Origin of the sequence: Bdellovibrio sp. BCCA, assembly GCF_037996825.1 — a bacterium.
Lineage (GTDB): Bacteria > Bdellovibrionota > Bdellovibrionia > Bdellovibrionales > Bdellovibrionaceae > Bdellovibrio.
The window spans coordinates 2,664,277-2,689,097 of sequence record NZ_JBBNAC010000001.1; the positions used below are offsets into that span (position 1 = coordinate 2,664,277).

A 24,821-nucleotide genomic window follows, 5' to 3' on the forward strand; every position below is an offset into this window, starting at 1 on the left:
TGAACCTATCTCACCAAGTACGCAATGAGTTCATTGTATGTTTTTTCTCATACGATACAGCGATATGACCGATCACAAAGAAACCTCAATTGTCTTGCATAAAAACCGGAATCCCGAAAACTGTCTGTAACTCTGAAATAGAGAGGCGGTTATGAATATCTCTTTTTTAGGCGGAGCTGGCACCGTAACAGGATCAAAGTTCCTTGTTAGGAATGAAGACGAACAAGTGCTTGTGGACTGCGGGCTTTTTCAGGGACTAAAGCAATTGCGCCTTTTGAACTGGGAAAAAATAAATCTCGAGATACCGAAGCTTAAAGCCGTACTTTTGACACACGCTCATCTTGATCACTGCGGTTTTCTACCTCTTCTTGTTCGGCAAGGATTCAAGGGCCCTATCTACTGCACGCCTCCCACTCGGGAAATTGCCCAAATCATTCTGGAAGATGCGGCCAAAATCCAAATCGAAGAAGCCGATTTCGCCAATAAAAAGCATTTCTCCAAACACCGCCCGGCAAAACCTCTGTACGATACAGGCGACGTACAAAGAACCCTCCCGCTGTTTCGCCCGGTCAATTTCAATGAAAAAATAATTGTTTCAAAGTTTGAGATTGAGTTTAAAACGAGCGGACATATTTTAGGGGCTGCGTCGGTATATATATCAAATGGAAAGCAGCGCCTTTTGTTTTCAGGAGACCTCGGACGGTATCATGACCCGTTAATGCATCCTCCGGAAGCCCCTCACGAGGTCGATTACGTAATTATGGAATCCACCTATGGAGATCGTATCCACGAAAGTATTCCATCTTTAGAACAACTCAAAACTCTTATTAACGATTGCTGGAAAAGAAAAAGCATTCTTCTTATTCCAGCATTCGCTCTCGGAAGAGCGCAGAATCTTCTTTATGAAATACTTCAATTAAAAAGACACTCTATGGTCCCCGACGAAATTCCAATCTACTTTAATACGCCGATGGGCAGCGATATATGCGAAGTCTATTGTAAATATCCTACTTATCTTAAAATAAATTCTTCAGAATTTGCCGAAGATATGTCGAAAATACGATTTATAAAAACGGCGGATGAATCCCGTCAGCTCAATCAACAAAAGGGTCCTGCTGTCATAATAGCAGCAAGTGGAATGTTAACAGGAGGCAGAGTCCTGCATCACCTCAAAGCCTTCGGAGAAAACTCCAACAATACAATCCTTCTAGCGGGCTTCCAGGCTGCTGGAACTCGTGGCTGGTCGCTGGCAACAGGAAAGAAACAAGTAAAAGTGCACGGAAATTACATCAGTATCAATGCCCAAATAATTCAATCCGATTCTTTTTCAGCACACGCCGATCAAGAGGAGCTCTTAAGCTGGCTTTCTGAAATTCCAAAATCTCCCAAGGGCGTATTCTTGGTGCACGGTGAGCCTTCTGCCTCGGACGAACTAAGAAAATTAATTGCAGAACGACTAAAAATGGATGTGACGGTTCCAATTCTTAACTCGTCTTACAATCTCGAACCATAAGACACTCACAACGGCCGCCAACAAAGAAACAAGGAGATCGTTGGGATGCAAAACTGAGAAATGAAATAAACTACGCATGGCGGGAATATAGAGCACCACCAACAAAATAGTAATCGTAGACATGAGAATCGGCCATAAATATTTATTCTGGATGGAAATCCTCCAACCGGCCCCTCGCGCCCAAGACCGATTTATAAAAATGAGCGCTAAGTTTGCAAAGATTAAAATTGTAAATGCCAAAGCCCTGGCATCGAGTTCGCCCTCACCGTATCGTAGAGCCATCCAGAAGACGACAAATATCACGACATAGATGACGAGTCCTTGATATACACTAGGCAGGATGACACTTTTCGAAAAAATAGGCTGATCCTTATTTCTGGGATTTCGCCGCATTAAATTTTCTGCGGCAGGCTCTGCTTCAAAGACCAATGAGCATGTGGGCTCAATAAGCAGATGAAGAAATGCGACATGGACAGGCATTAGAATGATTGGAAGATTTAATAACACCGGTAAGATAGAAATACCCGCAATTGGAATATGGACCGCGATAAGATAGCTCATGGCAGACTGAAGATTGTCATAAATACCTCGGCCAATTCGAATTCCTTGGACGATCGTCGTAAAGTCATCATCTAAAAGCACAATAGAAGACGCCTCCCTGGCAACGTCGGTTCCTTTTTTCCCCATTGCAATGCCAATCTGTGCAGCCGCCAACGCTGGAGCATCGTTCACACCGTCGCCAGTCATCGCAACCACTTCCCCTTGTCCTTGTAGGATCTTTACAATTCGCAGTTTTTGCTCAGGGAGCATTCGTGAAAAACAAGTTGCACTTTTCAGATGTGCGGAGAGTTCGCTGTCCGACATCTTTTCCATTTCTACTCCCGTCAAAATTTTTTGCGAACTTTTCAAACCAATTTGAGCAGCTATTGATGCCGCTGTTTTTGCGTGATCCCCCGTTATCATGATCACTCGAATACCGGCATCATAACATTCTTTAATAGACTCTTTCACTCCGGGCCTTACCGGATCTGCGAATCCTAGAAGACCAAGAAAATCCACGGGTAAATTCACCTGATCTTTTGGTACATCTTTCTCATCGCAAAGTCCTCTTGCGACAGCCAACAATCGCAGTCCCTCTGAAGCCAAACCATCCACAATCTTAAGAACCGCCTCCGAGTGCTGTGGACTCAACTGACACATTTTCAAAATGGCTTCAGGTGCTCCTTTGCTGGCAATAATTAATTCGCTTGAGTTCTTTTCCCTTCGCCAGAGGTTACTCATCGCAAATAACTCAGGTGAAAGAGGAAATTGTATAAATGGCGAATGCTCTTTTGTATCTTCTCCGTAAGCTTCTATTATCGCCTCTTCCATGGGGTCATAAGTTTTCACATTGGAAGCTAACGAGGCGACCTGAAGAAGCTCTTTTTCAGAAACCTGAACGTCACGAGAAAGGAGCACTCGTTGAACTGTCATTTTATTCATCGTAAGCGTGCCCGTTTTATCAACACACAATGTAGTCGTGGCGCCAATACTTTCCACGGCAGTGATCTTTCGAGTCAAAACGTTACGCTTGGATAAGCGACGAGTTCCTAACGCAAGAAAGATCGTAAGAACCGCGGGAATTTCATTGGGTAAAATCGCCATCGCAAGAGTTAAGCCTACTAAAATTCCATTTAGAAGATCACGGTTAAGAATAAAATAGACAATGGTAATAAGAAAACTCAGAAAAATAGCAACGACAGTCAGTCTTTTTACAACGGTTTGAGTTTCTTTTTTAAGGGGTGTCTTTTCTCGCCGGCCAGATTTTAAGAGCGTTCCAATTTGTCCCAATCTTGTGCTTATCCCTGTGGAAGTCACAGTCGCTAGAGCTTGTCCCTGAACTGCAATCGTACCAGACCAAGCAGTATCACCTGCACTTTTCACAACGGGAAAAGCTTCCCCCGTTAACAGTGACTCATCAATTTGCATTTGAAATACTTCATCAAGTAAGACGTCAGCGGGAACAATATCGCCCGCCGTCAGTTGTAGCAGATCTCCCACGACTAATTCTCTCGCGGGCACTCGAATCGCCGATCCGCCACGTATCACCAGCGCGCGAGGACTAGAAAGATCTCGCAAAGCCTCCAAAGCTTTTTCTGTCTTTCTCTCCTGATAAAAAGTAATGAGTACGATCAGCCCCCAAAATCCGAGAAGCATGAATGCATCTTGTTGTTCACCGATAAAGGAATACAAAATCCCACACACCGCCAGCAAAACGGTCATAGGCTCCCGCAAAATTTCCAATGCAAGGTGTAGGGCTCCCCTGGTTTTAGAGGAAGGTATATCATTAGGCCCGTTCTCTTTGAGCCGCCGTCGTGCTTCTTCTGGATGCAGTCCTTGCAAGTCCAAAATATCTCCTACGCTGATTTAGCTGATATTCTCAAACCTTTTGCGTTGATTGCGACGATGATGGTACTTAAAGACATCAGAACGGCACCGACAGCCGGACTCAACACAATGTCGTATTTGTACAAGGCTCCAGCCGCGATAGGGATGGCAATAATATTATAGCCCGCAGCCCACCAAAGATTTTGAATCATTTTGTTGTACGTGGCTTTAGCAAGATCGATGACGGCAGCGACATCCTGTGGGTTACTTCGGACTAAGATGATGTCGGCCGTTTCAATCGCAACATCGGTTCCCGCTCCAATGGCAATACCAACATCCGCTTGCGCGAGAGCTGGCGCATCGTTCACACCGTCTCCAGTCATCGCCACTGTCAGACCTCTTCTCTGAATCTCTCTGATCTTCTCTGCCTTTTCATGTGGTAAAACTTCGGCAAAGTATTCATCAAGGCCGATTTCTTCCGCCACCCACTTCGCAACAAGCTTGTTGTCTCCGGTGAGCATCATGCACTTGATTCCTTCATCTCGGAGTCTCGTTATGACTAACTTAGATTCGGATCTTATTAAATCTGCTAGCGCTATAGCTCCCACAAGTTTTCCATTTAAAATGACAAATATGACCGTCTTTCCTTGCGCCGAGAGTTGGTCGATTTTTTCCTGTTGATCAGACAATGGAATTCGATTTTCTCTTAAGTACCCCGGACTGACGACAGCTACACTTTTGCCATCGACTTCTCCCTGAGCCCCCCTCCCCGGAAGAGCCTTGAATGCCGTGACAAATTTTTTGGTTTTGGCAGAAGCGACAACTCCTCTCGCGACAGGATGTTCGGAGTGGGCTTCGACGGCCGCGGCAAGAGAAAGAATTTCTTCTTTATTAAATTGAGAATCGAAAATAAGAGTGTCCGTGACTCCAAATTTTCCCTGTGTCAAAGTTCCGGTTTTATCAAAAATAATAGCTCCGATTTTTCGCGATTTTTCGAAAGCCGCCCTGTCTCGAATTAGAAGTCCGTGAGTTGCGGCAATAGCCGTCGAAACTGCGACAACAAGTGGTACTGCAAGCCCTAAGGCATGAGGACACGCGATCACCATAACTGTCACAGCACGTTCAATAGCAAAAGCAAAATTTTGATTTGAAAGAGCTATCCACAATCCCAAAGTAATCGCTCCTCCGAGAACGGCAACGAAAGTTAGAATGAGTGCCGCCCTATTTGCAAGATCCTGAGTTTTGGATTTACTTTCTTGGGCCTCTTTCACTAAATCAATCACCTGACTTAAATAAGATTCTCTTCCTGTCTTTCTGACCTCCGCCGTGAGAGAGCCCTCTCCGTTCACAGCTCCGCCAATTATTGGAGAACCGGACTGCTTTGAAACTGGTTTTGATTCACCTGTCAGCATTGACTCATCAACAGAAGACAATCCTTCAATAACAATTCCATCTGCCGGAACTTTTTCGCCAGGCCGAATAAGAATTCGATCTCCCAAATTCAAAGTGTCGATAGCAACGTCCTGAAGACTCCCATTTTGCAGAACCTTATGTGCTACTGCCGGCATCAGTTTCGCCAATTCCTCAAGGGCCCGCGAAGCTCCCATGACGGATTTCATCTCAATCCAGTGGCCCAGCAGCATAATATCAATCAGAGTCGCAAGCTCCCAAAAAAAGCCCATCCCCGCGAGACCGAAAACGACAGCCGATGAATAGATATAGGCCGTGCTAATGGCGATTGCGATGAGGGTCATCATTCCCGGCTTTCTTTTCTTTATCTCATCAACAATTCCTTTGAGAAAAGGCAAGCCACCATAAAAAAAGACCACCGAAGACAACGTCCAAAGGACATAATCGTCGCCACGAAAGCGCAGCCTATCAGTCAGACCTAAGAATTCATGAATGAGGGGCGACAAGAAAAGAATCGGAAAAGTTAAAATCAACGAGACCCAAAAGCGCTTTCGAAAATCCTCCACCATTGACGAATGCTTGTGAGGCATCGTTGACTCCCGAGGTCTGTGTTCATGATGGTGATGTTCTAATTCAGACACGGTTCTCCTTAGATTCAACGAATACAAAGAGCCCTCAAAGCGATATTCAAATTATGTCATTCTGTTTCTAAATCTCTTAGTGACGTTTCCGTAAGATAGATAAATGTATAAATACATTTTCTTTAAGTCAGTCTTGGTTCATTTCTTCTTAATGATTTTCTTAGGTTTGCCACTTGCAGCACGCGGTGGTTTTCGATCTTCTTTCTTCACGTGCAGACGCTTGCCGTCTTTATCTTTGAAGCGTGACTTGAGTTCTTTTGCTGTTTCGCCCTTGCCTTCGATTTTTGCGATCAGTGGAAGATCTCGTTCTGTCACAAGGTTAATGACTAAGCCTTCGCGGCCCGCACGGGCTGTACGACCTGCACGGTGAAGGTAGTTATCGAGTTGCTGTGGAAGATGATAGTTAATAACTCTTCCTACATGTTCCAAATCCAAACCGCGCGCGGCCAAATCGGTTGATATCAACAGATCTACTTCACCATTGCGAAATCTCTTAAGATTCGTACGACGTTCGTTTTTATCCATTTCTCCGCGATAAAGAACGCACTTGTAACCTTTGTCGTTAATTTCTTTGGCGATCTTGTCACACTGCTCACGAGTGTTAGCAAAGACGATCGTGCCACCTTCAATTTTCTTTTTGATCAACTTTTCAAAAATGGGCCAACGAAGGCCATCAATGACAGTTTCATTTTTCGTAGTAAGACTTTTGACGACCTTGCCACTTCCACGGCTACGGATAACTTCTGCTTTGGCAAAAAGAGAGTTCATCATCTCTTCAACATTTTTTGAAACCGTCGCAGAAAAGAGCGCCAGCGGAATATCTTGCGGGCACACATCAACAATATAATTTGAATCAGTCAGAAAACCTTTATCCAACATCTGATCAGCTTCATCAAAAACCAACGCACGCACGTCTGACAAATCAATGAGTTCTTTATCAAGCAATTGAATCAGTCTTCCAGGTGTCGCTAGCAGAATTTCAAAAGATCCGCTGATATTGCGAACTGCCTGTTCCATACTCATACCGCCCAAAGCAGGACGCACACGCAAACGAGTGTCATGAGTGAAAGTCTTAAACACCTTCGCGACTTGTTCTCCCAAGTCGCGAGTCGGCACCATAACAACGGCGCGAGGACTAGCCTCGGCTTTCACAGGCTCGCCGTCTTCTTCTAACTTTTTCAGCATATGTAGAAGTGGCAGAGCATAAGTCAAAGTTTTACCACTCCCCGTTTCTGAAACGCCAACAACGGACTGGCCTGACATTAGCAATGGGATCGCCATTCGTTGAATTTCCGTCGGCGTGAAAATACGCTGCGCTTTAAGAGTTTTTAGAAGAGAAGGCAAAAGACCAAATTCTGTGAAATTATTCATTCCTGCAATGTATACAGAATTGCACAGAAAAGCGATCCTTTTTATTTCCCTTCATAGCGACGCATTCTTCCTAATCGAACCTCGTCCTTAAGATCGATACTTGTGAGACGAAACATCAGCACTGAATCCGAAATACACTTCGTATCGTGAATATCCCGGGGCAAATAAACTCTACTTTCGCCAGGCATAACTCGATACTTCTCACGACGAACAATTTTGAATTCTTCGTCTTTACTTGGAACGCGTGCATAGGTTCCCATCTCCATTTCGCCACTTTGAACTGCGTAAATAACCCAGCCATTTCCATGGTCATGCGGTGCTCGGTAGAGATCTTTTTTCTCTGTGTGTGCAAGCAAAATGAAACCTTGGCTAGGATCATGGTAAAGCTCACGGCTTCCTTCAAACCCTTTCTGTAATTCTTGAAGCCAAGGTTCAGAAGTCGGTGCTTTTGCAAGTTCATCCATAAGTTCTTTGGATTGTGCGACGAGGTCTGAAGTTAATGGTCCCCAGATTTTTTGAAGACGTTCAATAAACTTTGCTAGTGAATCTTGTTTCATACATTCTCCTTTTTTGATTTTTCAAATGAGTAAAAAGCATAAGAGCGACAAGAAATGCCGCTACGGCAAAGACGGTTTGAAATCCGAAGAGTTCGAAAATATTTCCCATCACAAGCGTGCCGGCCATGAGTCCCAAGTTCCGCGAAAGACTTAAGGCTCCGGAAACCAAACCGCGACGATCTTCTTCAATGTTTTTCATAATATGACTCGAGTTCGCGGATAGGAACATCTGATAACCGGAGCTAAGAAGAATAGCGGCAAGTGCGAATCCGATTTTTCCAAAGAGCCCTGGAAGAAAAACAAAGGCAAGCGCTCCAATAAGCAACTGAATAAATCCGTATCTTAGAATTGCTAAAAGTCCAAAGTGATCCGCAAGTATGCCGCTGAAGATCCCGAAAACAATCGAAGTGATTGGACCTGCAGACATGATGAATCCCATTTCGACTGAAGGAGTTTTTAGCACACGAGTGAGATAGAATGGTCCCGCAATCAACGTTGACATCATCACCGCAGATACAATGGAATTTGAAATCAGGTGAATTCTTAAAGGTGTATCAAGATAGATTGAAGCCAGTGATTTTATAAGAGTCTCACTTCTTTCGGGAGTGTCCGTACCCGATATAAAATCAGAAGGAATAACCGCTATCATTAAAAGTAGATTTATTAGCCCAAGTACAGCTACGAAATAAAATGGCGCTCGCCACCCCTGCATGCTAAGAAGAAAACCTCCAAGCGATGGCCCCATTGCTGTACCCATCGCAGACATGGTGGCAAGGAGCCCAATGACTCTTCCTATTTTTTCTTTTGCGATAATTTTGGTCACAATCGCGATGGGAAGTACAATGAGGGCTGCTCCTCCGATGCCTTGGACGATTCTAGCAAGAATAAGAAATCCGAATGAAAAAGACAGCGCACTTCCCAGGGCACCAATAATAAAAAGGACAGAGCCAAGGATGAGAGTGATCCTACGACCTTTGACATCGCTTATTCGTCCTACAATCAAGCTCATCGCTGTGGTAACGATTAAGTAACTCAGCACCACCCACTTCGCTTCTGAGAAAGAAACTCTAAAATCCGCAGAAACAGCGGGAAGAACAATGTTGGCCATACTCGTCCCAACAGATGCAAGAAGCACCGATATGCTCAGAGACCCAATAACCATGTGCTGACCAAATCGCTTTTTCATATTTGCAGTGTGCAACCTCAAGTTAACTTGAGTTCAAGCAAATTCTGAAAACTCGACTCACCGACCATTGATTTTTATAAAAATTGCTTCAAAATGAAACCTCAAGTTCAATTGAGGTTAGATATGAAAGCGTCTTCCGCAAAGCAAACTCTGGATATCGGTGAAGTTGTCCGCCTCACCGGAGTAACTCCGGCGACTCTTCGTTTCTATGAAGAAAAAGGACTTATTCGTTCTACAGGACGTCACGGTTTAAGAAGACTTTTTCAGGCGCATGTGCTTCAACAGTTGCAATTTATCGCGCTGGGAAAACATGCAGGGTTGACGTTAGAAGAAATCGCGTCAATGTTTACGTCAGAAGGAAAGCTTCTCGTTGATCGAGCTTTTTTACTTAAGAAAGCCGATGAAATCGAAAGGAGCATTCACAAACTGAATGCTGTCAAAAACACTCTATTTCACGTCGCAAAATGTTCGGCGCCGAACCATATGGAGTGTCCGAAATTTCAACGCTTGCTGGAAGTCGCAGGAAAAAAGAAACCGCGCCGTCGAACGACAGCGCGGAAGTAAATCTAGGCCTTGAGCATCTCTTGCAATTTGCCTTCATCGGCAAGAGCTTTGAGATCCGTGTAACCACCGATCAGCTTATCGTTGATCAAAATGATAGGCACGGTTCTCCAACCAGTTTCAGCTTTAATTCTATCAATCTCTTCAGGCTTATCTGTCAGATCAATAGACTCGTAAGCAATGCCGTTATTTTCAAAAAAGTTAGCGGCTCTATCGCAATACGGGCATGGGTTCTTTTTATACATTACTACTTTAGCCATAATTCACTCCTAGCTTTAAAGATTTCTAACAAGTAAGTCCATTTCCGTGATCACCGCAGCTCTCGCCGTCTTTAAAATGGTTCGGCAGAACCGGATGAGGCGTTTCAAGTTTTTCTTTATGCATGCATGACGAACGCGGAATCATGTCGATGCCTTGTCTTAACTTTGCTTCACTTTGATAGCCCACTGAATGCCCCAGCTCTTTTCCATCCGGCGAAATCAGACTGATTGTTGGTACAGCTCGCACATTGAATACATCCGCAATTTTTTGGTTCTCGGACTTACTGACATTCACACGTACAACTTGGAACGTAGATGAATTGCAGTCTTTTTCCACTGAAGGCAAATAAGCCTCCATCGCGTGGCAAACAGGACAAGTGTCCGTGTGAAAGAATAAAAGCTTGTGCGGTGCCAGTTTTGAATCATTCAAAGTCACTTTTTCTCCGGCTGTTGTGACAAACTCTATTTCCGTCACCCCTTGTTCTTTATCGAAAACCGCAGGCAAATTACTTTGTGTCAAAATAAAAACACCAAGAATCATCAAGCCATATCCTGTCGCCTCTTCGATTTTTGGAAGATGTTTTCTTAGAAGCTTTAATTTTTCAGAAACAAACTCACCACCGAAAGCCAATCCAATGAAAGGTGCAACAACTCCCGCACCAAAGGTTAGCATCATCAGAGCACTTTCTTGAAGCGATCTATCTTTGGTTGCAATATAGGCAAGGACTCCACCCAGAATCGGGCCTACACAAGGTGTCCACGCTAAACCAAAGGTTGCGCCGAAAATAAATCCATGAAGTGATTTCGGGAAATATTTTTTAAAGTCAGGTAAATACGCCGAGCGAGTCATCCACGCGAATACTTTCGAGTCTCCGCTTTTCTTTGGCATCATTCCTGACATCTTTAAACCATAAAGCAAAACGATGATTCCTGAGATCATCAAAAGGTAAACTTTCGACTCTCCTAAAAAATCAGTTACGAATGGCAGACTCATTCCCATAAGTGTGAACGTGAATAAGAATCCCAATGAAAACAATAACGTCGCGCGCACGCGGGAAAAGCGCGAGGAACCGTCCGCCATAATGTAGTTTGCTGCGACGATAGGAACCATAGGAAGAACACATGGAGAAATAAATGTTCCAAGGCCCGCCGCAAACAGACCTAACCAGGTAAATGTCATTATTTGTCTCCCTGAATGAGTTGCAATTGAAATGGACTCTCTCTGAGACGATAAGCCTCATATCCATGCTTACGCAGGTGCTTTACAGCATTTGAAGCCTTCCCACAGTAACGACCGCGACAGTACACGTACACTGGCTTCGATTTCACCAAGCCCAAAGATTTATAATTTGCAGAACCAGCAAGATCTTCCATCGGAACGGCAATAGCCCCCGGAACTTTTGTCATCGAAATCTCTTTCGAAGTTCGCACATCCAGTAAAGTCGCCTTTCCCTTAGAAACAAGCTTAAGAACTTCATCCGGAGTTTCCTCTGCCACCAAAGAAGAATCGATAAGAATATCTTCTTTATGGTTCAGATCTTCGTCGACTTCGTGGGCCAGATCTTGAAACCCTTCCCACAATTGCAAAACCATTGGATTTTGAATTTTATAAATACGACTCAGTCCCCGTCGCTCACATCTGACGATTTTCATACGCGCCAAACGCTGAAGATGCTGAGAAACATTGGCAACGGATTCTCTCGTTTCTTGTGCTAATTCCTCAACACTGCATTCAGCTTGCGCCAAAATTTGGATGATTTTTAAACGCGCGGGAGAAGCAAATGCTGAAACAATCTGACTGATTGTTTCGTAAACTCCACTGCGAATTTCTTGTTTGCTGGTTTCTTTCATATATTCAAGTATTCAATAGATTACTTGAATAGTCAAGATGCCCGAGATAACCAGAAAAATACGGGTATTTTCAAATGCTTATTGTGAAACTTTCTTTCGTGATCAAACCGTAAAACGCCTTGCCGACTACGAACTTTACACTAAACAAGCTCTAGATCATTTAAAGCAACGCTCGCTCAGGAACATGCTTTGCATCCGCAAAACGTACTCAATGAATAACTAAAACGAAAAGGAGACCCTATGAAAAAATCTGTACTTCTTATTGCAGGACTTTTGACAACTCTTGCATCTACACAAAGCTTCGCAGCGCAAGCGTGTGCTGCTCACTACACTGCCGGTATTGGACATCTATTTAAAGGTGAATCTGTTATGCTTGGCAATGTTGAGAAAATCAAATTGGGCCAATCTTCTAAAGACGAACTTTATACTGTTTCTGTTTCCAAAAGTGGTCAGGTGTCTTTAACTGAAACTCAAACTGGAAAAAAAGTGGACCTTAAAAGAGCCGATGTCTCTCCAGAGCTTCAAATTCACGTAACAAATGGTGACTTGAAACCCTATCCAGAAGAAGTACCTGGTACTTTTGTTGATGGCCGTCGCTTTATCGCCATCATGTGCGCTGACGAAAGCAATTTCTAATACGTCTCTTAAATGCAGGGAGGAGCAAGACTCCCTGCAATGGACCGTCTCACTTTGAGAATTCTCGAACATGGAACACATAAAATTGAAACTCATTCAGATCTCTAAAAAAGGAGGCCAAAAGATCCGATAAGTTATCCCATATATATGAGGAACGTGCGCCGAACTGTCCTTTGGGCTTTCTTTTTATTGATCTCACCACTCCTGAGCGGCTGCTCTTTGGACCTGGCTATCGATTCAATGAATCCGACAGATCTTCTTGAATCTCCGAGCCTTGATAACACTCTTAACTCTTCAAAACTTATTCGAGCCCAATATCCGCAAACAGTGCGCGTGTTAAATACAGCAACGACTTTGCAAAACGGAAAAATTCTTTTAGCCGGTGGCGCTCTCAATGCGACAAACTCCACGGTCGCTTTATCTTCTGCAGAGATTTATGATCCTGAAACAGGATCCTGGTCGCAAGCGGCTTCTCTTCCGCAGGAAAGACTTAATCACACGGCTACTGCACTTCAAGACGGAAAAGTGTTGATCGTCGGTGGCGCCATTAATAACAGTGTCTCAACGACTTGCCTGAATACTGCGGCTCTTTATGATCCCACCTCAAACACCTGGAGCGCGGCGGCTTCTTTGGTTACAGGTCGTTGTTATCATAGCGCAACCCTTCTTTCCGATGGACGTGTTATGGTCATCGGCGGAAGAACTGAAAATTCTCTGGCCCTTGGAATTTCAAATTATCTTAGCACCGCTGAAATTTATAATCCTGCAACCAACACATGGACTGCGGCTGCAAGCATGACGACGAATCGAGGATATCACAGTGCGATTTTACTGAAGAACGGTAAAGTCTTTGTCGTCGGTGGACGAAACACTTCGGGCCTTTTAACCACCGCTCTCTACAACCCTTCAGCAAACTCATGGGCGGCGGGTCCGTCGTTAACAAAATCTAGAAAAGATCACACAGCGACTCTTCTGCCGGAAGGAAAGGTCGTCATCATTGGCGGCGTTGATGATGCAGGAGTCATCTTAAGTGACACGACTATCTACGATCCGTCTTCAGGTCCTTCAGGAACATTTTCAAATGGTGCGGCTCTCGCCGTCGCACGCAAATCTCATACGGCAACTCTGGTCGGCGACAGAGTTTTTGTCATCGGCGGCAGTACGACATCGACGGTCTTTAAAGACACTGTGATTTACGATCCATCCACAAATCAATGGCAGACATTTGCGGACCTGCAAAGTGGTCCTCGTTATCTTCATACGGCGAATATCGCGGGAAACTATTTGGTGGTTCTTGGCGGCCTTTCGGAAACAACGTACCTTTTCCCGGCAAATACTCCAGAGAGACTGAATATCTCCACGTTCATTTGGAAATCTGAAGGCAATATGTCGGCAAGCCGATTTATTCCCGCCGCTGCCCTGTTGAATAATGGCAAAGTCTTCATCAGCGGAGGCGTTTCAACAGAGCCCACTCTGACTTATCCTACTTCGTCCGATATTTTCGATCCGGCAACTGGCAATTGGAAGGCAGCCGCCCCCATTCCTGCTTCGCGCGCTCGAAGCACAGCCACTACTTTACCTAATGGCAAAGTGCTTGTCGTCGGAGGTCAAGATGACGCAAACATCTTGGGTACCACTGTTCTTTATGATCCAGATTCCGATAGTTGGAGTGCAGGGCCCTCATTAACTCATCCTCGATCCGGACACGTAGCCACACTCTTACCGAATGGAAAAGTCCTTGTGATCGGCGGAACAGGAGATTTCGCCGGCTCCGTTTTAATAGGTGAAGCTGAAGTCTATGATCCAAGTACAAACACCTGGAGTTCAGGTGGCACGATGCCGGTTCCTTGTTTTTATCCTTCAGCAACAATGGTCTCTGGCGGCCAAGGAAAAGTTTTCGTCATCGGAGGATTAGCTACTCCGGTTTATTCGCAAGCCGTGCAGATTTATGATGTCGCCTCAAACACATGGACCTCGGGAGCTTCGTTAACAACGGGCCGAATGGGACATATTGCGGCTGCCATCGGTGGAAAGATTCTTGTCGCCGGTGGTGGAACCAACACAGGTGGTTTTTTAAATTCTGTTGAAATCTATGATATCGCGTCAAACACATGGCAGCCCGGTCCCGCTATGTCCATGGGACGCAACTCTGCGGGTGCAGCAACTTTGCCCGACGGAAAAATTTTGGTGATAGGCGGACAGGTCACAAACCTCTTTGCTACTTCAAGCTCTGAAATTTATGACCCCGTTGCAAATAGTTGGAGCAAAGCAAGCCGGTTCCTAAACACGGGACGCGGCGGATTTTCTCTCTTCACGTTACCAGATAGAATTCTTGTTCTTGGCGGCGCAGATCCAATGAAATCTATTATCACCGCCGAGTCCTACGGCCAAGAGACCTCACCTCCTCAGTGGCAAGCGCCTGATCTTCTTAAAGGGAGAACGAATCATACTTCGACATTGCTTAAAGACGGCAGAGTTCTCGTTGCTGGCGGAAGTGATGGTGTTAAACCTATATCGAGCACGGCGATTTATAATCCTTCCACAAATCAATGGACTGCGGGGCCGAATCTTTCCGTCGCTCGCCAAAATCACACTGCAACTCTTCTGTCTTCGGGAAAAGTCTTTATCGCTGCCGGTTCCGGAGGAGGCGCAGGTCTTGACTTTAATCAAACAGCCGACATCTTTGATCCAAGCACAAACACCATCACTACGATGCCAATTTTAACCGCGCGCGCCGTTCATGCAGCTATTGAAATACCGGGAGGAAAAGTTTTACTCTCTGGTGGAGTTGGAAGCACGGACATCTCAACAAAGAATGAGATCTGTGATCCCAATGCGGGAACTTGTCAGGCTTCTGCGGATCGACCTAATGGGCTTTATGATGTTGTGGTACCTTTGAAAAACGGAGATTATTTATTTGTCGGCGCTTTTGGAAATAGCACTTATCATCCGGCAACGGACTCCTGGACGGCGGTTGCTTCCATGAGTGTTCAACGCGCTTTTCACGCGGCCCTCCTGCTTCCGAACGGAAAAGTTCTTGTTGTCGGCGGTATTTCTGTTCTGGATGGTCAAACCGTTGCCAGCATGGAGATTTATGATTCAACAACGAATACCTGGTCTGCAGGCGCTCCCTTAGATACTCCTCTTTCTTTATCCGCCATCAATCTTCTTCCTTCCGGAGAAGTCGTTCTTACTGGCGGCACAGCCTCGAGTATTTTTGAGGCTGGCAGCGGAGTTCGGATTTATAACTACCTGACAAACCAGTGGACTCTCGCACAACCCTTAAAGGATGCTCGCGTCGGTCACACAGCGACTCTTTTAAAGAATGGACACTTAATGGTGTACGGCGGCCAAAGCCCTACTCTTGGAACGATTCCTTTCTGGGAGCAGGTTTTCGATCCCTAAGTTTATATACGAAGACTACAGACGAGGACTGTACTGTTTTAAGTCGTAAATTCCTAAATCTTTCTCAACGTCTTCAATCTGACCGACGATATTTTCAAATCCATTTTTGCCAAAGAGCTGGTGCTCCCGCTCTTCAAACTTTTCGCCAAGTTGATGGTATTCCTTATCACCAACGACATTCTTAAAAGCAGGAAAAAGAACCGTGTCTTCTCTAGATTCATGAGCGCGATACATTCTCACAAATGACTGCATTGCCGTTTTTAATTTATCTCTTTCGTCATTATTCTTTAGAGACTTTGTGTTTGCATAAGAAAGAATCGACGACGTCAGGGTTCTTCCGGCTTCATGTTGCGATTTTAGTACCGGAACTAGATCCGTGAGTTGATTTGCCTTCATAAGCCGTGGAAACACAAAATCCTCTTCCAACTTTTCATGATAGCCTTGAATAAAATTCTGAATGATCGTCGCTGATTTTTTTAACTGCTCGGGATCGAATTCTTTCTTCTTATCAAGGCGCAGGCTGACCTCATCATAAATTAATAGAATTCTGTTCAGAGCCCCGTGCTCACGCATAAGGTCTTCAACAGCAGTGACATTTTTCTCTTTTTCTTCTTTCGCCCACGCCGCCACACCGGGAGTAAAAGCAAGGAGCCCCACTCCCAAAGCAGCCGTTGACTTAAAGAATTCGCGTCGTTCTTTTTGCATAGAAGACCAATGTACTTTAAGGAGGAAAGCTCTTTAACTTTCAATCTTGAATACAACAAAATACAAACGGCCGACGAAACAGATGACATTGTGTTCGTTTATTTTTATCGAATGTTTTTAAGTAAAATATCACCCGAAACTATGAGTGTTTTTTTTCAAATTTCTGAGAAGTCCTTTAAACCTTCAACACATTTCTGTATAGCCATCTAAATAAACGGGAAATGAGTTATGAAGTTAAAGATATTTTTATCTGCCTTGATCCTTTCAGGAATTGCATTGTCTAAAACCAGCCACGCCTTTTTGGTGGCTACAGATCCCGCTCAGTTGCGTGCTGGTGTCCCAACGGATGTTTTCGTAGCCGGAGACGGCAACGAGCAAGGGGACTTGTTTTTAAAATCCGCTGTCTTAGCCGCTCAAGTCTCCAAGGACCGCTTCTCGCAAAGACAAAGAATTGTCATTAGTGCTGTTACTGATTCTGTTTCTGATGAAGGTGCTCTGCTTACTAAGGCGGGTTTTTATCTCAAAAAATCTGACGGTGAAAAACTGAACAAAGAAAGTCTTTTGGCATTATTTGGTCGCCTTCAGGCGCCGGTATCCTCTTTGCAATTTTTTGCACACTCGAATCCTCGGGTTGGTATGGAATTAAAAGGATCTGCGCGACTTTCTTCTGATGATCCTGAGTTTGCGGAAATTAAAAAATTCCTGGCTCCCAATGCCATTGCTGTATTTCACTCCTGCAGTTCGGGATGGGTCATGGCTCCGGCAGCCGCTAGAATTTGGAATCGTCCTACTTTTGGAGCTTTCACGTCGGATGACTTCCAGGAGCTTATGTCCGATGGAAAATGGTATTTCCACGATGCGGGTCTTTATCCAGACAATCTTTCTCGCATTGGCTCTACAAGCAGCATTGTTCGAGAAAACATCAAATGCGGCAACAGAGAATGCCTTCGTCTAAAACCTGCAAACGTTCCTTATGACGGAGCCGTTGGGCGCTTTGGAAAAGGACTGGGCTTTTACAAAGTTTTCTCTACAAATACTGATAAAATCCCGGCGGCTTTGATTCACTACACTTTCTTAGTTCCTTCCGTGACACCATTGACGGCGCAGTCTTCCCGCAAAGACGTTCTCACAGTGGTTAAAGATTGGATGTGTCCATCAGATAAGAACAGCAAACTTCGTGATGCTTGTTCTCGGGCCATCGACAGTGGGGCCTTTCAAAAAAATCCTACGCTGAGTTTCTATTCCGGTCCTGCCGTTGCCTGCAATAATGTCGACTGTCAGACCGTCGTGAAATGCAGCAAATTAAAATCAGCTATGGGTCTCGCTTCTTGCAAAGCCCACAACTTAAGCGATGCGCCTTCAACGGTCTTCAGTGATCAAATGAAAATGATCATGAAGGGCCTTCAGATGTTGGAACAACGCCAGATCGTATTCTAAACCGTGAGAGTGCTGACTTAAGCTGCGTGTCGCACCGGAAAGAACTTGCACCAATCTGGCGGAGTCGCCATAGATCACGGAGGCCTTTCAACAACAAGTTGGACAGCGCTTAGTATCGCCATTCGCCGGAATCGTCGTTGCTCTTGTAAGCAGTAAGCTTTCTTCAGCTAATATGACTGCTAAAATAGATTGCAGTTTGATCGCGCATTAATTTCCGATCTCTGCCATTTCAACGGGGGCTCTTTAAGAGAGCCCTCGAATCCTCTTTCCTAGACTGCCTTATCAAAATCAGGACAAAATCCTGCCAAATCGATTTTAAACGCATCTGACGTTCAAAAATCGGCGGCACTGCCATTGCTCTTTCGGACAGGCACAACAAACCGCCCTCGGGCAGAAGGAGCAGAAAATGCTTATCAAAGTAAAAGCGACAGCTACTAAAAAGACGACAAAACGCAATGCGATCAAAGTACGTAACGCTATCAAAGTTCGCAATGCCATCAGAGTTCGTAACGCGATTCGCGTACGCAACTAATTTTAAGGGGGCGCACATTGCGCCCCTTTTTATTTTAAGGATCTTTTATGAAATACGTTTCACGCTTTAATCAAATGCTCACGATTGATGCTCTTTTTGAAGGAGGCCGCATGTTTGTTGGTGCGACCTCTGTTACTTATCTTCTTCATGCGGGTTTGAGTCTTTCACAAATCGCATTTCTTAAATCTATTCAAGCAATGACGGTACTTTTAGGCGAAGTTCCTACGGGAGTTTTGGCGGACAGCATGGGACATAAAAAAAGTCTTCTTGCCTCAAGTCTGTTTGCAGTTCTTGGCTTTGCTCTTTACTACTGGGGCGAGGGATTTAACTTCTTCGTTATCGCTGAAATTCTCACGGCCCTTTCCCTTTGTTTTTGGTCAGGTGCCTTCGAGGCTTTCGCCATTGATGAGGCAAAGCTTGAAGAGACTCCGGGAGAAATCGACAGATTTTTTCACTCTAATCAGTCTTTAAATAGCGTCACTGTTTTGGTTTTTGGTCTTCTCGGAGGATTCCTCGGTCACTTAGGTTTAGCTCTTCCCTATTTAGCTGCTATTGGCTCTTATATTTTTATGGGCGCTCTTTTATGGTCCATTCCTGAAACATTGAAAACTCACGCCGGTTCTTCCGAATACGTTCCTTGGTTTAAAAATATTAAGAAGCACCTTAAAGCCACTTTCACTCAAGGACTCTTGCATCCGGCTTTGATGCCCTTTTTTATTGCGAATATTTTAATTCAGTTCACAGTGCAGCCTTTGCTTCACTACTGGCAACCTTACTTTCAAAGTCTAAATGCACAGCTTGGAACTGAAAAGCAGGGTTTGATCTTTGCTGCTTATTGCGCCACGTCCGCTCTGTTTGGTGCCGTCTATGCGAAGTATTCGGCAAAATCTTTTCTTCGTTCGCCAAAAATCACGATTGTTTTATTTGCTGTATTTTCGGCTCTCTACTGCCTGCTGGGTTTAGAAAGCCCATGGCTATTTGCCGTGATTGTTTTCTGTCTTCTTCAAGGAACGTTGTCTATTGCTCGAACGTCTTTGGGTGTGCGTATGAATGAAAATATCGATTCAAGTTCCCGCGCCTCCATCTTGAGCAGTTTGAGTTTGATTTCAAGGCTGGGAATGGTGGGAGCTCTCTATGTCATCGGGCAACTTGTGCCAGCTCAGCAAAGTGTGCCCTCACTGGTTCCCCTTTTTAAATACTTCGGATTTATTTCCGTTGGGTTGGTTGTTCTTATCGTTGTTGGATCTTTCATTAATCAAAGAAAAAAGAGAGTTATTTTATGAAATATCAAGTTCCCCGCTATTTAGGTATTCAAGATGTTCAACGTACAAAGAAAAATTCTTATGTTTTGAATGTTGGTTTTTCAGACCACCTTTCAAAAAAAGTTCAGGTGGATTCTGAGGCGATGGAGGTTCTTAAGTTTTTCCTTCAAGCAAAAACGGCAAATGCCGCAAAAAAGAATTTCTCCTGGAGTGATGCTAAAACTCAAGAAGTTCTTGAAGGACTTAAAACGGCAAAGCTCCTCGTCGAAGTTCCTAAGCGTCCCAAAAAATATGAACGCTATGACCGTCATTCTTTATTCTATCAACTTGGCGATTTAAATGGTCTTGAAGCGCAGAAAATTTTATCTCAAAAGAAAGTGGCTTTGATCGGTGCTGGCGGTATTGGTAATTGGGTAGGACTTAATTTGATTGGTGCGGGATTTAAAGAAATCCGTATTATTGATTTTGACCGTGTTGAGTTAACTAATCTGACCCGCCAGGTTTTATTTGACGAAAAAGATCTGGGAAAACTTAAAACAGAAGTCGCTGCAAAGGCTTTACAAAAGAAAAATACTCAAACAAAAGTTCGTCCTGTCGAGATGAAAGTAACCTCTGCCAAAGAACTTAAAAAAGTTTTAAAGGGCATGGACTTCGTTATTCTCTCGGCGGATCGCCCTGAAAAAATTCATGATTGGGTGGACGAGGCCTGCCAGGCGTTGCAAATTCCATATCTCAATATCGGATATCGTGATGGAGAAGGCGTCGTAGGCCCGATGACTGTGCCAGGAAAGACTTCGTGCTATCAGTGCTTTAAAAGTCAAACTTCTGAAGACAAAACCAAAGATCACTCTAGCGCAGAAATTCAAAATCTTTTTGATGACCGTTATCAGGCGCCGTCCTTTGGACCTTTGAATGCCTTGGTTTCTACTGTAGGAAGCTTGGAAGTGATTAAATACTTCACGGGCCTTGGCGAGTTGCGCAGTCTTGATACTGAAATCTCCGTCAATGCGTTGACGTTGGAATGGCGTCATCACTCCTATCATCGCGACGCGCACTGCTGGCACTGCCAAAGTGATTCTTTATGAAAATACAACGCGAACACCAAAGATTTGAAATCGACGTCCGCTTCTCCGCTGGAAAAAAAATTTATCAAAGAGTTTATTCAACGGCGGGATTCTGGCACAAAGAGGGACCCAATGTCAGCCATGGGTCCTTGACACGTCAATTCAATGAAACAAGACAGCTTCAGTTGCAAGCTGTTCTAAAAGCAGCTTTGCGTTTAATAAAACGGCAAGGTCTTTCTAACTATCGTGTCACCTTACGCGCGGATCTGCGCGCGGTGAAGACGGCCAAAAGACTTCAACAATACAAAGAAAGTATTTATATCGAAATTCCCGGCAACCAAGGTTTTTATTTCGTTGCGCCTCTCGCGCAGTTCAATGAAGCGGATTTTGTTAAGCTTTTGAACGAACACTTTTCTTATTTTAAAAAACCTCTTTTGCAAACCGCTTTGGATGTCAACACTTTGACTTTAAGCCCTTCGGCCTTTGGCTTTCTTCTGCATGAAGGACTCGGTCACCGTCACGAGTCTGACGATCACACGACCAGATTGAAATTAAAAAAATCCTCTTTGACGAACTTCTCTGTGATGGACTCTCCTGGCGATGAGACGATGCTTGGACACACGCCGTTTGATGATTGGGGTGTTTCTGGTAAAGACGTGGTTCTTTATAACGGCCTGACTGGAAAGACAAATTTACTGACTGCTAAAAGCGGAAATTCCCGGGCCGTCAGTCATGAATATCATCCTTTAATTCGTCAACGCTGTTTGATCGTCAAAATGCATGCAAAGGTTGAAGCTCCTGCCATTGAAAGTTCGCTACATATCGAAGACGTTCGCATGGGTTCCTGGAATGGAGATCTTTTAGAGCTCGAAGTTGGAAAAGCTCTTTATCATGATAAGAAAGGCCAAGAGTGGCGCCTTTCCCCATTTACAATTAAAATGAAACCGGAATTAGTCAGTCAGATGAAAGCCTTTGGCGACTTTGAAATCTCAAGTCCCGCTGGCGGCTGTCACAAAGGTTTGCAGCGGGGCCTTGATATCAGTTTTTTGACACCTTCCGCTTTTATAAATTTAAACAAAAGCGCCGTGTCCGATCGGCTGGAATTTATTTTTTAGTTTTTTACACACTTCACTTTTTGGGGATCGCAGGAAGAAATCAAGGTGTTGCTTTTACATTTATAAAGAACTTCCTTGCGAGCCTCCTCTTCGCTTTTTGCCATGGCAGAGTAACGATTTCCCATCGACTCCACTTTGCATGTGTATGTCGCAACTAGTTTTACGCCGTTGGAGGTGTCCAGGGCCAAGGTGCCTTCGTTGGGGTTTTTATCATTAGGATTAATGACCTTAAGACCACATCCTACAAATGACAGGGCCACAAAAATTATCACCACAACGCTGCTTTTTGAAAACATAAGAGCTCCCGCCTCCAAAGACCTTCGACCATAAAAGACACATGAACAATTATGGCCTATTCCCCTAGCGGATGCAATTTCGCACTGGCCCTGTTTTAATCTGCGACTCACTTATTATAATAAAAACGATTCAAAGGAGGATTTATGTATAGCAAGGCTTCCATTAAAGGACATCCGATCCATCCTATGTTGGTCGCATTTCCCATCACACTTTACCTCGTCACTTTTATTGCTTTTGCCGTTTACTATTATACGAGTGCTGATATTTTTTGGTTTAAGCTCGGATATTTTTCGAATATGGCTGCGGTAGGATTGGCTGTTTTAGCAGCAATTCCTGGATTCATTGACTGGGCTCTGGGTATTCCGAATAAAACCGAGGCAAAAACAGATGGCTTAATTCACATGTCACTGAATCTTATTACACTCGCTTTGTTTGCGGTGAATGCTTCGATGATCAGTGGGACTTGGAACGAGCCTCCGGTGAATTTGGGAGTGACATTGATCTTAACAGGAATTGGCTCTTTGACTCTTTTAGGAGCGGGATTTTATGGATGGAAGATGATTGGTGTTCATAAAGTCGGCGTTTTAATGAGCGCGGAGCAAGAAGAAATTCAAGAACGCTACGAACGTAAACGTCCTCATGAAGAACCCCCCGTTATATTTCATTGATTTAGAAAGAGCGGGTTAAACACCCGCTCTTTTTTCTTATTCCGCTTCAAAACCAGTGACTGAGAACCATTTGTTTTCAGATCCGGCCAAGACAAATATGATCGGAGCCACACACGCCTTAGGAAGTTTGATCTTTGCTCGGATGCGGGAATTTCCGCCTGTCGTCGCTGGAAATCCCTTTGTTACTACATTGACAGTTGTCACTTTACCGTCGTGAGTTTCTGATAAACAGCTTACTAAACCGCGAAACTCTTTCTCATCATTAATGCCGCGCTTATCTGGCGGAACTATTTCATCATTACTAAAAACCAAACCTCTCACTTTGATGTCAAGCATACCGTCGGTAGACAATGAACCTTTGGCACTTTTAATCACCCAAGGCAGTTCATCGCCCAACACATTACGGATTTGTGTTCCTCCCACAAAAGGGCCGTCAACGCCGTACATAGTTTCAAATTTGACAATACTGGCGGCATTGGCAAAAACTGGAGCGCTTAGAGCTACGACTGCAGCTAAAAATAAAGACTTCATAAAATTCCTTTCCAAAAAATATTTCAGCCATTCTGGTCCGAAAAGTTTTCGAGTCAATCCGTGACGATGAATTGCAGATGTTGTGTTTTTACATCTTCAAAGTCGGCGGGAGTTTTGGAATCTTTAAGCCCAAGGAGATTTTTATGAAAATGATGATTTTGTTAACTGCTTTATTTTCAATGGTTGGTTTTACTTCAGGTGCCTATGCGTGCAATGGGCCGATTAAGTGTGCGATAAAAACTTACACCGGAAATTATGTCACCGCCGTTGGAGGTGGAGGACGTATTACTGATGTGATTCATACCGATGCCACAAGGCTTCGCAGTTGGGAAAAATTTATTTTGGAAGATTCCTGTGAAGGTACACCGATTCACTACGGCATTAAAACTTACAACGGTCACTATCTCACCGCCGTGGGTGGCGGCGGGCGCATCACCGACGTCATTCATTCCGACGCCACTCAACTACAAGCGTGGGAGAAATTTACTTTTATCCCTCTTGGTGGTGATGTCTATGCCATTCAAACAGCTACAGGAAATTACGTGACGGCTGTCGGCGGTGGTGGTCGTATCACCGATGTAATTCATACTGACGCCACAAAAATTGGAAATTGGGAAAAGTTCACCTTGGTCTGTGGCATCCGCTAATAGAAGAGCGGCAAGACCTTAAGAGATCTTGCCGCTTTTAATTTTAAATTTAGATCGATCCAGGATTGCCAGGTTTGTCTTTTTTATCGCTCCAGTGTTCAATTTTGTCTCCGGCGTCGTGGATAACTCTTCCGGTCTTTGGAGCCTTATTGGAAACCTTGTCTCCGACTTTCTCGATTTTATCGCCCAATTTGCGCGACCAACTTTCCTTATCACCTTTTTGAGTAGCCATAAAATCCTCCTTACTGTTTCAAGTTTAAATCCGAAACTCTTACGAACCCACCTCTTTTAAAAGTTTTGTGCGTCCACACCAGACCGTTGGCGGACTGGTGTTAAAATAAAACTGTCCTCTTTCATATTGTCGGCTCAGCATGAAAGAAGAAAAACGGGAGGCTTCTATGGAAAGAACATCATCCTTTAGATCAGATAGCCAAACATCCGAATTCTTTAAAAGCCATGCAGGAATGGAAGAGTGTATTGCCAATTGTGCCGAATGTTTTCAAGTGTGCACTCGCCTGATTCCTCATTGCCTGCATCTAGGTGGTGAACATGCAGGGGCAGAACATATCAATCTTCTTTCTATCTGTGCGGCGATTTGCGAAACCTCAGTAAGATTTATGCTTGCAGAGTCGGAATTTCACGAAGACACCTGCGCGGTGTGCGCCAAAGTCTGTGACGCCTGCGCAGATGACTGCGAAAGAATTGATGGCGGCGATTATATGATGAAAGAGTGCATTGAAATCTGCCGTGAATGTGCGGAGAGCTGCAGAAAAATGGCATCACATTCACATTAAGCCGGGATAAA

At 44.3% G+C, this 24,821-nt stretch carries 24 protein-coding genes; 12 read left to right on the forward strand and 12 right to left on the reverse strand.

The genetic code is table 11. The features are described from left to right. The first annotated feature begins 151 nt into the window (after nt 1-151). The gene (locus tag AAAA78_RS12950; RefSeq protein ID WP_340592461.1) at nt 152-1,513 is read left to right on the forward strand and encodes an MBL fold metallo-hydrolase; all 1,362 of its coding nucleotides are present in this window, start codon (nt 152-154) and stop codon (nt 1,511-1,513) included. Here AAAA78_RS12950 and AAAA78_RS12955 read toward each other — a convergent pair. The 5 genes from AAAA78_RS12955 to AAAA78_RS12975 all read right to left on the reverse strand — a co-directional run bounded on the left by AAAA78_RS12955 (nt 1,457) and on the right by AAAA78_RS12975 (nt 9,045). After that, nucleotides 1,457-3,901, reverse strand: coding sequence for a cation-translocating P-type ATPase (locus tag AAAA78_RS12955; protein ID WP_340592462.1), 2,445 nt, complete (start codon nt 3,899-3,901; stop codon nt 1,457-1,459). The genes AAAA78_RS12950 and AAAA78_RS12955 overlap by 57 nt on opposite strands. Before the next feature lie 8 nt (nt 3,902-3,909). Then, a complete protein-coding gene (locus AAAA78_RS12960; protein ID WP_340592463.1) occupies nt 3,910-5,880 on the reverse strand; it encodes a copper-translocating P-type ATPase in 1,971 nt (656 codons plus the stop codon). A 189-nt stretch (nt 5,881-6,069) separates the two neighbouring features. Further along, nucleotides 6,070-7,302 carry a DEAD/DEAH box helicase gene (locus AAAA78_RS12965; RefSeq protein ID WP_340592464.1) on the reverse strand — a complete coding sequence of 411 codons (1,233 nt, stop codon included), beginning with the start codon at nt 7,300-7,302 and terminating at the stop codon, nt 6,070-6,072. A gap of 41 nt (nt 7,303-7,343) precedes the next feature. Beyond that, nucleotides 7,344-7,859 carry a hypothetical protein gene (locus AAAA78_RS12970; RefSeq protein ID WP_340592466.1) on the reverse strand — a complete coding sequence of 172 codons (516 nt, stop codon included), beginning with the start codon at nt 7,857-7,859 and terminating at the stop codon, nt 7,344-7,346. Then, on the reverse strand, nt 7,828-9,045 hold the full coding sequence (locus AAAA78_RS12975; protein WP_340592468.1) for an MFS transporter: 1,218 nt from the start codon (nt 9,043-9,045) through the stop codon (nt 7,828-7,830). Before AAAA78_RS12975 ends, AAAA78_RS12970 begins: the two co-directional genes overlap by 32 nt. A 123-nt stretch (nt 9,046-9,168) precedes the next feature. On the opposite strand from AAAA78_RS12975, the gene AAAA78_RS12980 reads away from it, so the two are divergent. Continuing rightward, a complete protein-coding gene (locus AAAA78_RS12980) occupies nt 9,169-9,609 on the forward strand; it encodes a helix-turn-helix domain-containing protein (RefSeq protein WP_340592469.1) in 441 nt (146 codons plus the stop codon). A gap of 2 nt (nt 9,610-9,611) precedes the next feature. On the opposite strand, the gene AAAA78_RS12985 is transcribed toward AAAA78_RS12980, so the two are convergent. The 3 genes from AAAA78_RS12985 to AAAA78_RS12995 are packed head-to-tail and all read right to left on the reverse strand — an operon-like array spanning nt 9,612 to nt 11,717. Then, nucleotides 9,612-9,866, reverse strand: a complete 255-nt coding sequence (locus AAAA78_RS12985) for a glutaredoxin family protein (protein ID WP_340592470.1) — start codon at nt 9,864-9,866, stop codon at nt 9,612-9,614. Between the two features lie 25 nt (nt 9,867-9,891). After that, nucleotides 9,892-11,046, reverse strand: coding sequence for a cytochrome c biogenesis protein CcdA (locus tag AAAA78_RS12990; protein ID WP_340592471.1), 1,155 nt, complete (start codon nt 11,044-11,046; stop codon nt 9,892-9,894). Further along, a complete protein-coding gene (locus AAAA78_RS12995) occupies nt 11,046-11,717 on the reverse strand; it encodes an ArsR/SmtB family transcription factor (protein WP_340592473.1) in 672 nt (223 codons plus the stop codon). The genes AAAA78_RS12990 and AAAA78_RS12995 overlap by 1 nt, the downstream gene beginning before the upstream one ends. 240 nt (nt 11,718-11,957) lie before the next feature. Between AAAA78_RS12995 and AAAA78_RS13000 the strand changes: the two genes are divergently transcribed. Both AAAA78_RS13000 and AAAA78_RS13005 read left to right on the forward strand, forming a co-directional pair. After that, nucleotides 11,958-12,353 carry a hypothetical protein gene (locus AAAA78_RS13000; protein ID WP_340592474.1) on the forward strand — a complete coding sequence of 132 codons (396 nt, stop codon included), beginning with the start codon at nt 11,958-11,960 and terminating at the stop codon, nt 12,351-12,353. Nucleotides 12,354-12,509: 156 nt separating this feature from the next. Next, on the forward strand, nt 12,510-15,758 hold the full coding sequence (locus AAAA78_RS13005; RefSeq protein ID WP_340592475.1) for a kelch repeat-containing protein: 3,249 nt from the start codon (nt 12,510-12,512) through the stop codon (nt 15,756-15,758). 15 nt (nt 15,759-15,773) lie between these two features. Here AAAA78_RS13005 and AAAA78_RS13010 read toward each other — a convergent pair whose 3' ends face one another. Further along, entirely contained in the window at nt 15,774-16,463 is a 690-nt protein-coding gene (locus AAAA78_RS13010; RefSeq protein WP_340592476.1) for a hemerythrin domain-containing protein, read from the reverse strand. A gap of 228 nt (nt 16,464-16,691) precedes the next feature. On the opposite strand from AAAA78_RS13010, the gene AAAA78_RS13015 reads away from it, so the two are divergent. From AAAA78_RS13015 to AAAA78_RS13035, 5 genes are all read left to right on the forward strand, one after another. Next, nucleotides 16,692-17,900: a hypothetical protein gene (locus tag AAAA78_RS13015; protein ID WP_340592477.1), complete on the forward strand. Its 1,209-nt coding sequence runs from the start codon at nt 16,692-16,694 to the stop codon at nt 17,898-17,900. A 406-nt stretch (nt 17,901-18,306) separates the two neighbouring features. Continuing rightward, nucleotides 18,307-18,432: a hypothetical protein gene (locus AAAA78_RS13020; protein WP_340592479.1), complete on the forward strand. Its 126-nt coding sequence runs from the start codon at nt 18,307-18,309 to the stop codon at nt 18,430-18,432. Nucleotides 18,433-18,479: 47 nt separating this feature from the next. After that, nucleotides 18,480-19,715 (forward strand): MFS transporter, encoded by a 1,236-nt coding sequence (locus AAAA78_RS13025; protein WP_340592480.1) that lies wholly within the window; start codon nt 18,480-18,482, stop codon nt 19,713-19,715. Beyond that, the gene (locus AAAA78_RS13030; protein WP_340592482.1) at nt 19,712-20,779 is read left to right on the forward strand and encodes a TOMM precursor leader peptide-binding protein; all 1,068 of its coding nucleotides are present in this window, start codon (nt 19,712-19,714) and stop codon (nt 20,777-20,779) included. Before AAAA78_RS13025 ends, AAAA78_RS13030 begins: the two co-directional genes overlap by 4 nt. Continuing rightward, complete coding sequence (locus tag AAAA78_RS13035; RefSeq protein WP_340592484.1) at nt 20,776-21,873, forward strand: hypothetical protein; 1,098 nt, start codon at nt 20,776-20,778, stop codon at nt 21,871-21,873. The genes AAAA78_RS13030 and AAAA78_RS13035 overlap by 4 nt, the downstream gene beginning before the upstream one ends. Here the strand turns inward: AAAA78_RS13035 and AAAA78_RS13040 are convergent. Further along, nucleotides 21,870-22,169 carry a hypothetical protein gene (locus AAAA78_RS13040; RefSeq protein ID WP_340592486.1) on the reverse strand — a complete coding sequence of 100 codons (300 nt, stop codon included), beginning with the start codon at nt 22,167-22,169 and terminating at the stop codon, nt 21,870-21,872. The genes AAAA78_RS13035 and AAAA78_RS13040 overlap by 4 nt on opposite strands. 144 nt (nt 22,170-22,313) lie before the next feature. On the opposite strand from AAAA78_RS13040, the gene AAAA78_RS13045 reads away from it, so the two are divergent. Beyond that, nucleotides 22,314-22,838, forward strand: coding sequence for a DUF2231 domain-containing protein (locus AAAA78_RS13045; RefSeq protein ID WP_340592488.1), 525 nt, complete (start codon nt 22,314-22,316; stop codon nt 22,836-22,838). A 36-nt stretch (nt 22,839-22,874) separates the two neighbouring features. On the opposite strand, the gene AAAA78_RS13050 is transcribed toward AAAA78_RS13045, so the two are convergent. Beyond that, nucleotides 22,875-23,369, reverse strand: coding sequence for a hypothetical protein (locus tag AAAA78_RS13050; RefSeq protein ID WP_340592490.1), 495 nt, complete (start codon nt 23,367-23,369; stop codon nt 22,875-22,877). A gap of 149 nt (nt 23,370-23,518) precedes the next feature. Between AAAA78_RS13050 and AAAA78_RS13055 the strand changes: the two genes are divergently transcribed. Further along, complete coding sequence (locus AAAA78_RS13055; protein WP_340592491.1) at nt 23,519-24,016, forward strand: fascin domain-containing protein; 498 nt, start codon at nt 23,519-23,521, stop codon at nt 24,014-24,016. 49 nt (nt 24,017-24,065) lie between these two features. Here the strand turns inward: AAAA78_RS13055 and AAAA78_RS13060 are convergent, their stop codons facing one another. Then, the gene (locus AAAA78_RS13060) at nt 24,066-24,248 is read right to left on the reverse strand and encodes a hypothetical protein (protein WP_295901957.1); all 183 of its coding nucleotides are present in this window, start codon (nt 24,246-24,248) and stop codon (nt 24,066-24,068) included. Nucleotides 24,249-24,414: 166 nt separating this feature from the next. On the opposite strand from AAAA78_RS13060, the gene AAAA78_RS13065 reads away from it, so the two are divergent. After that, entirely contained in the window at nt 24,415-24,810 is a 396-nt protein-coding gene (locus tag AAAA78_RS13065) for a four-helix bundle copper-binding protein (protein WP_295901960.1), read from the forward strand. Nucleotides 24,811-24,821 lie beyond the last annotated feature (11 nt).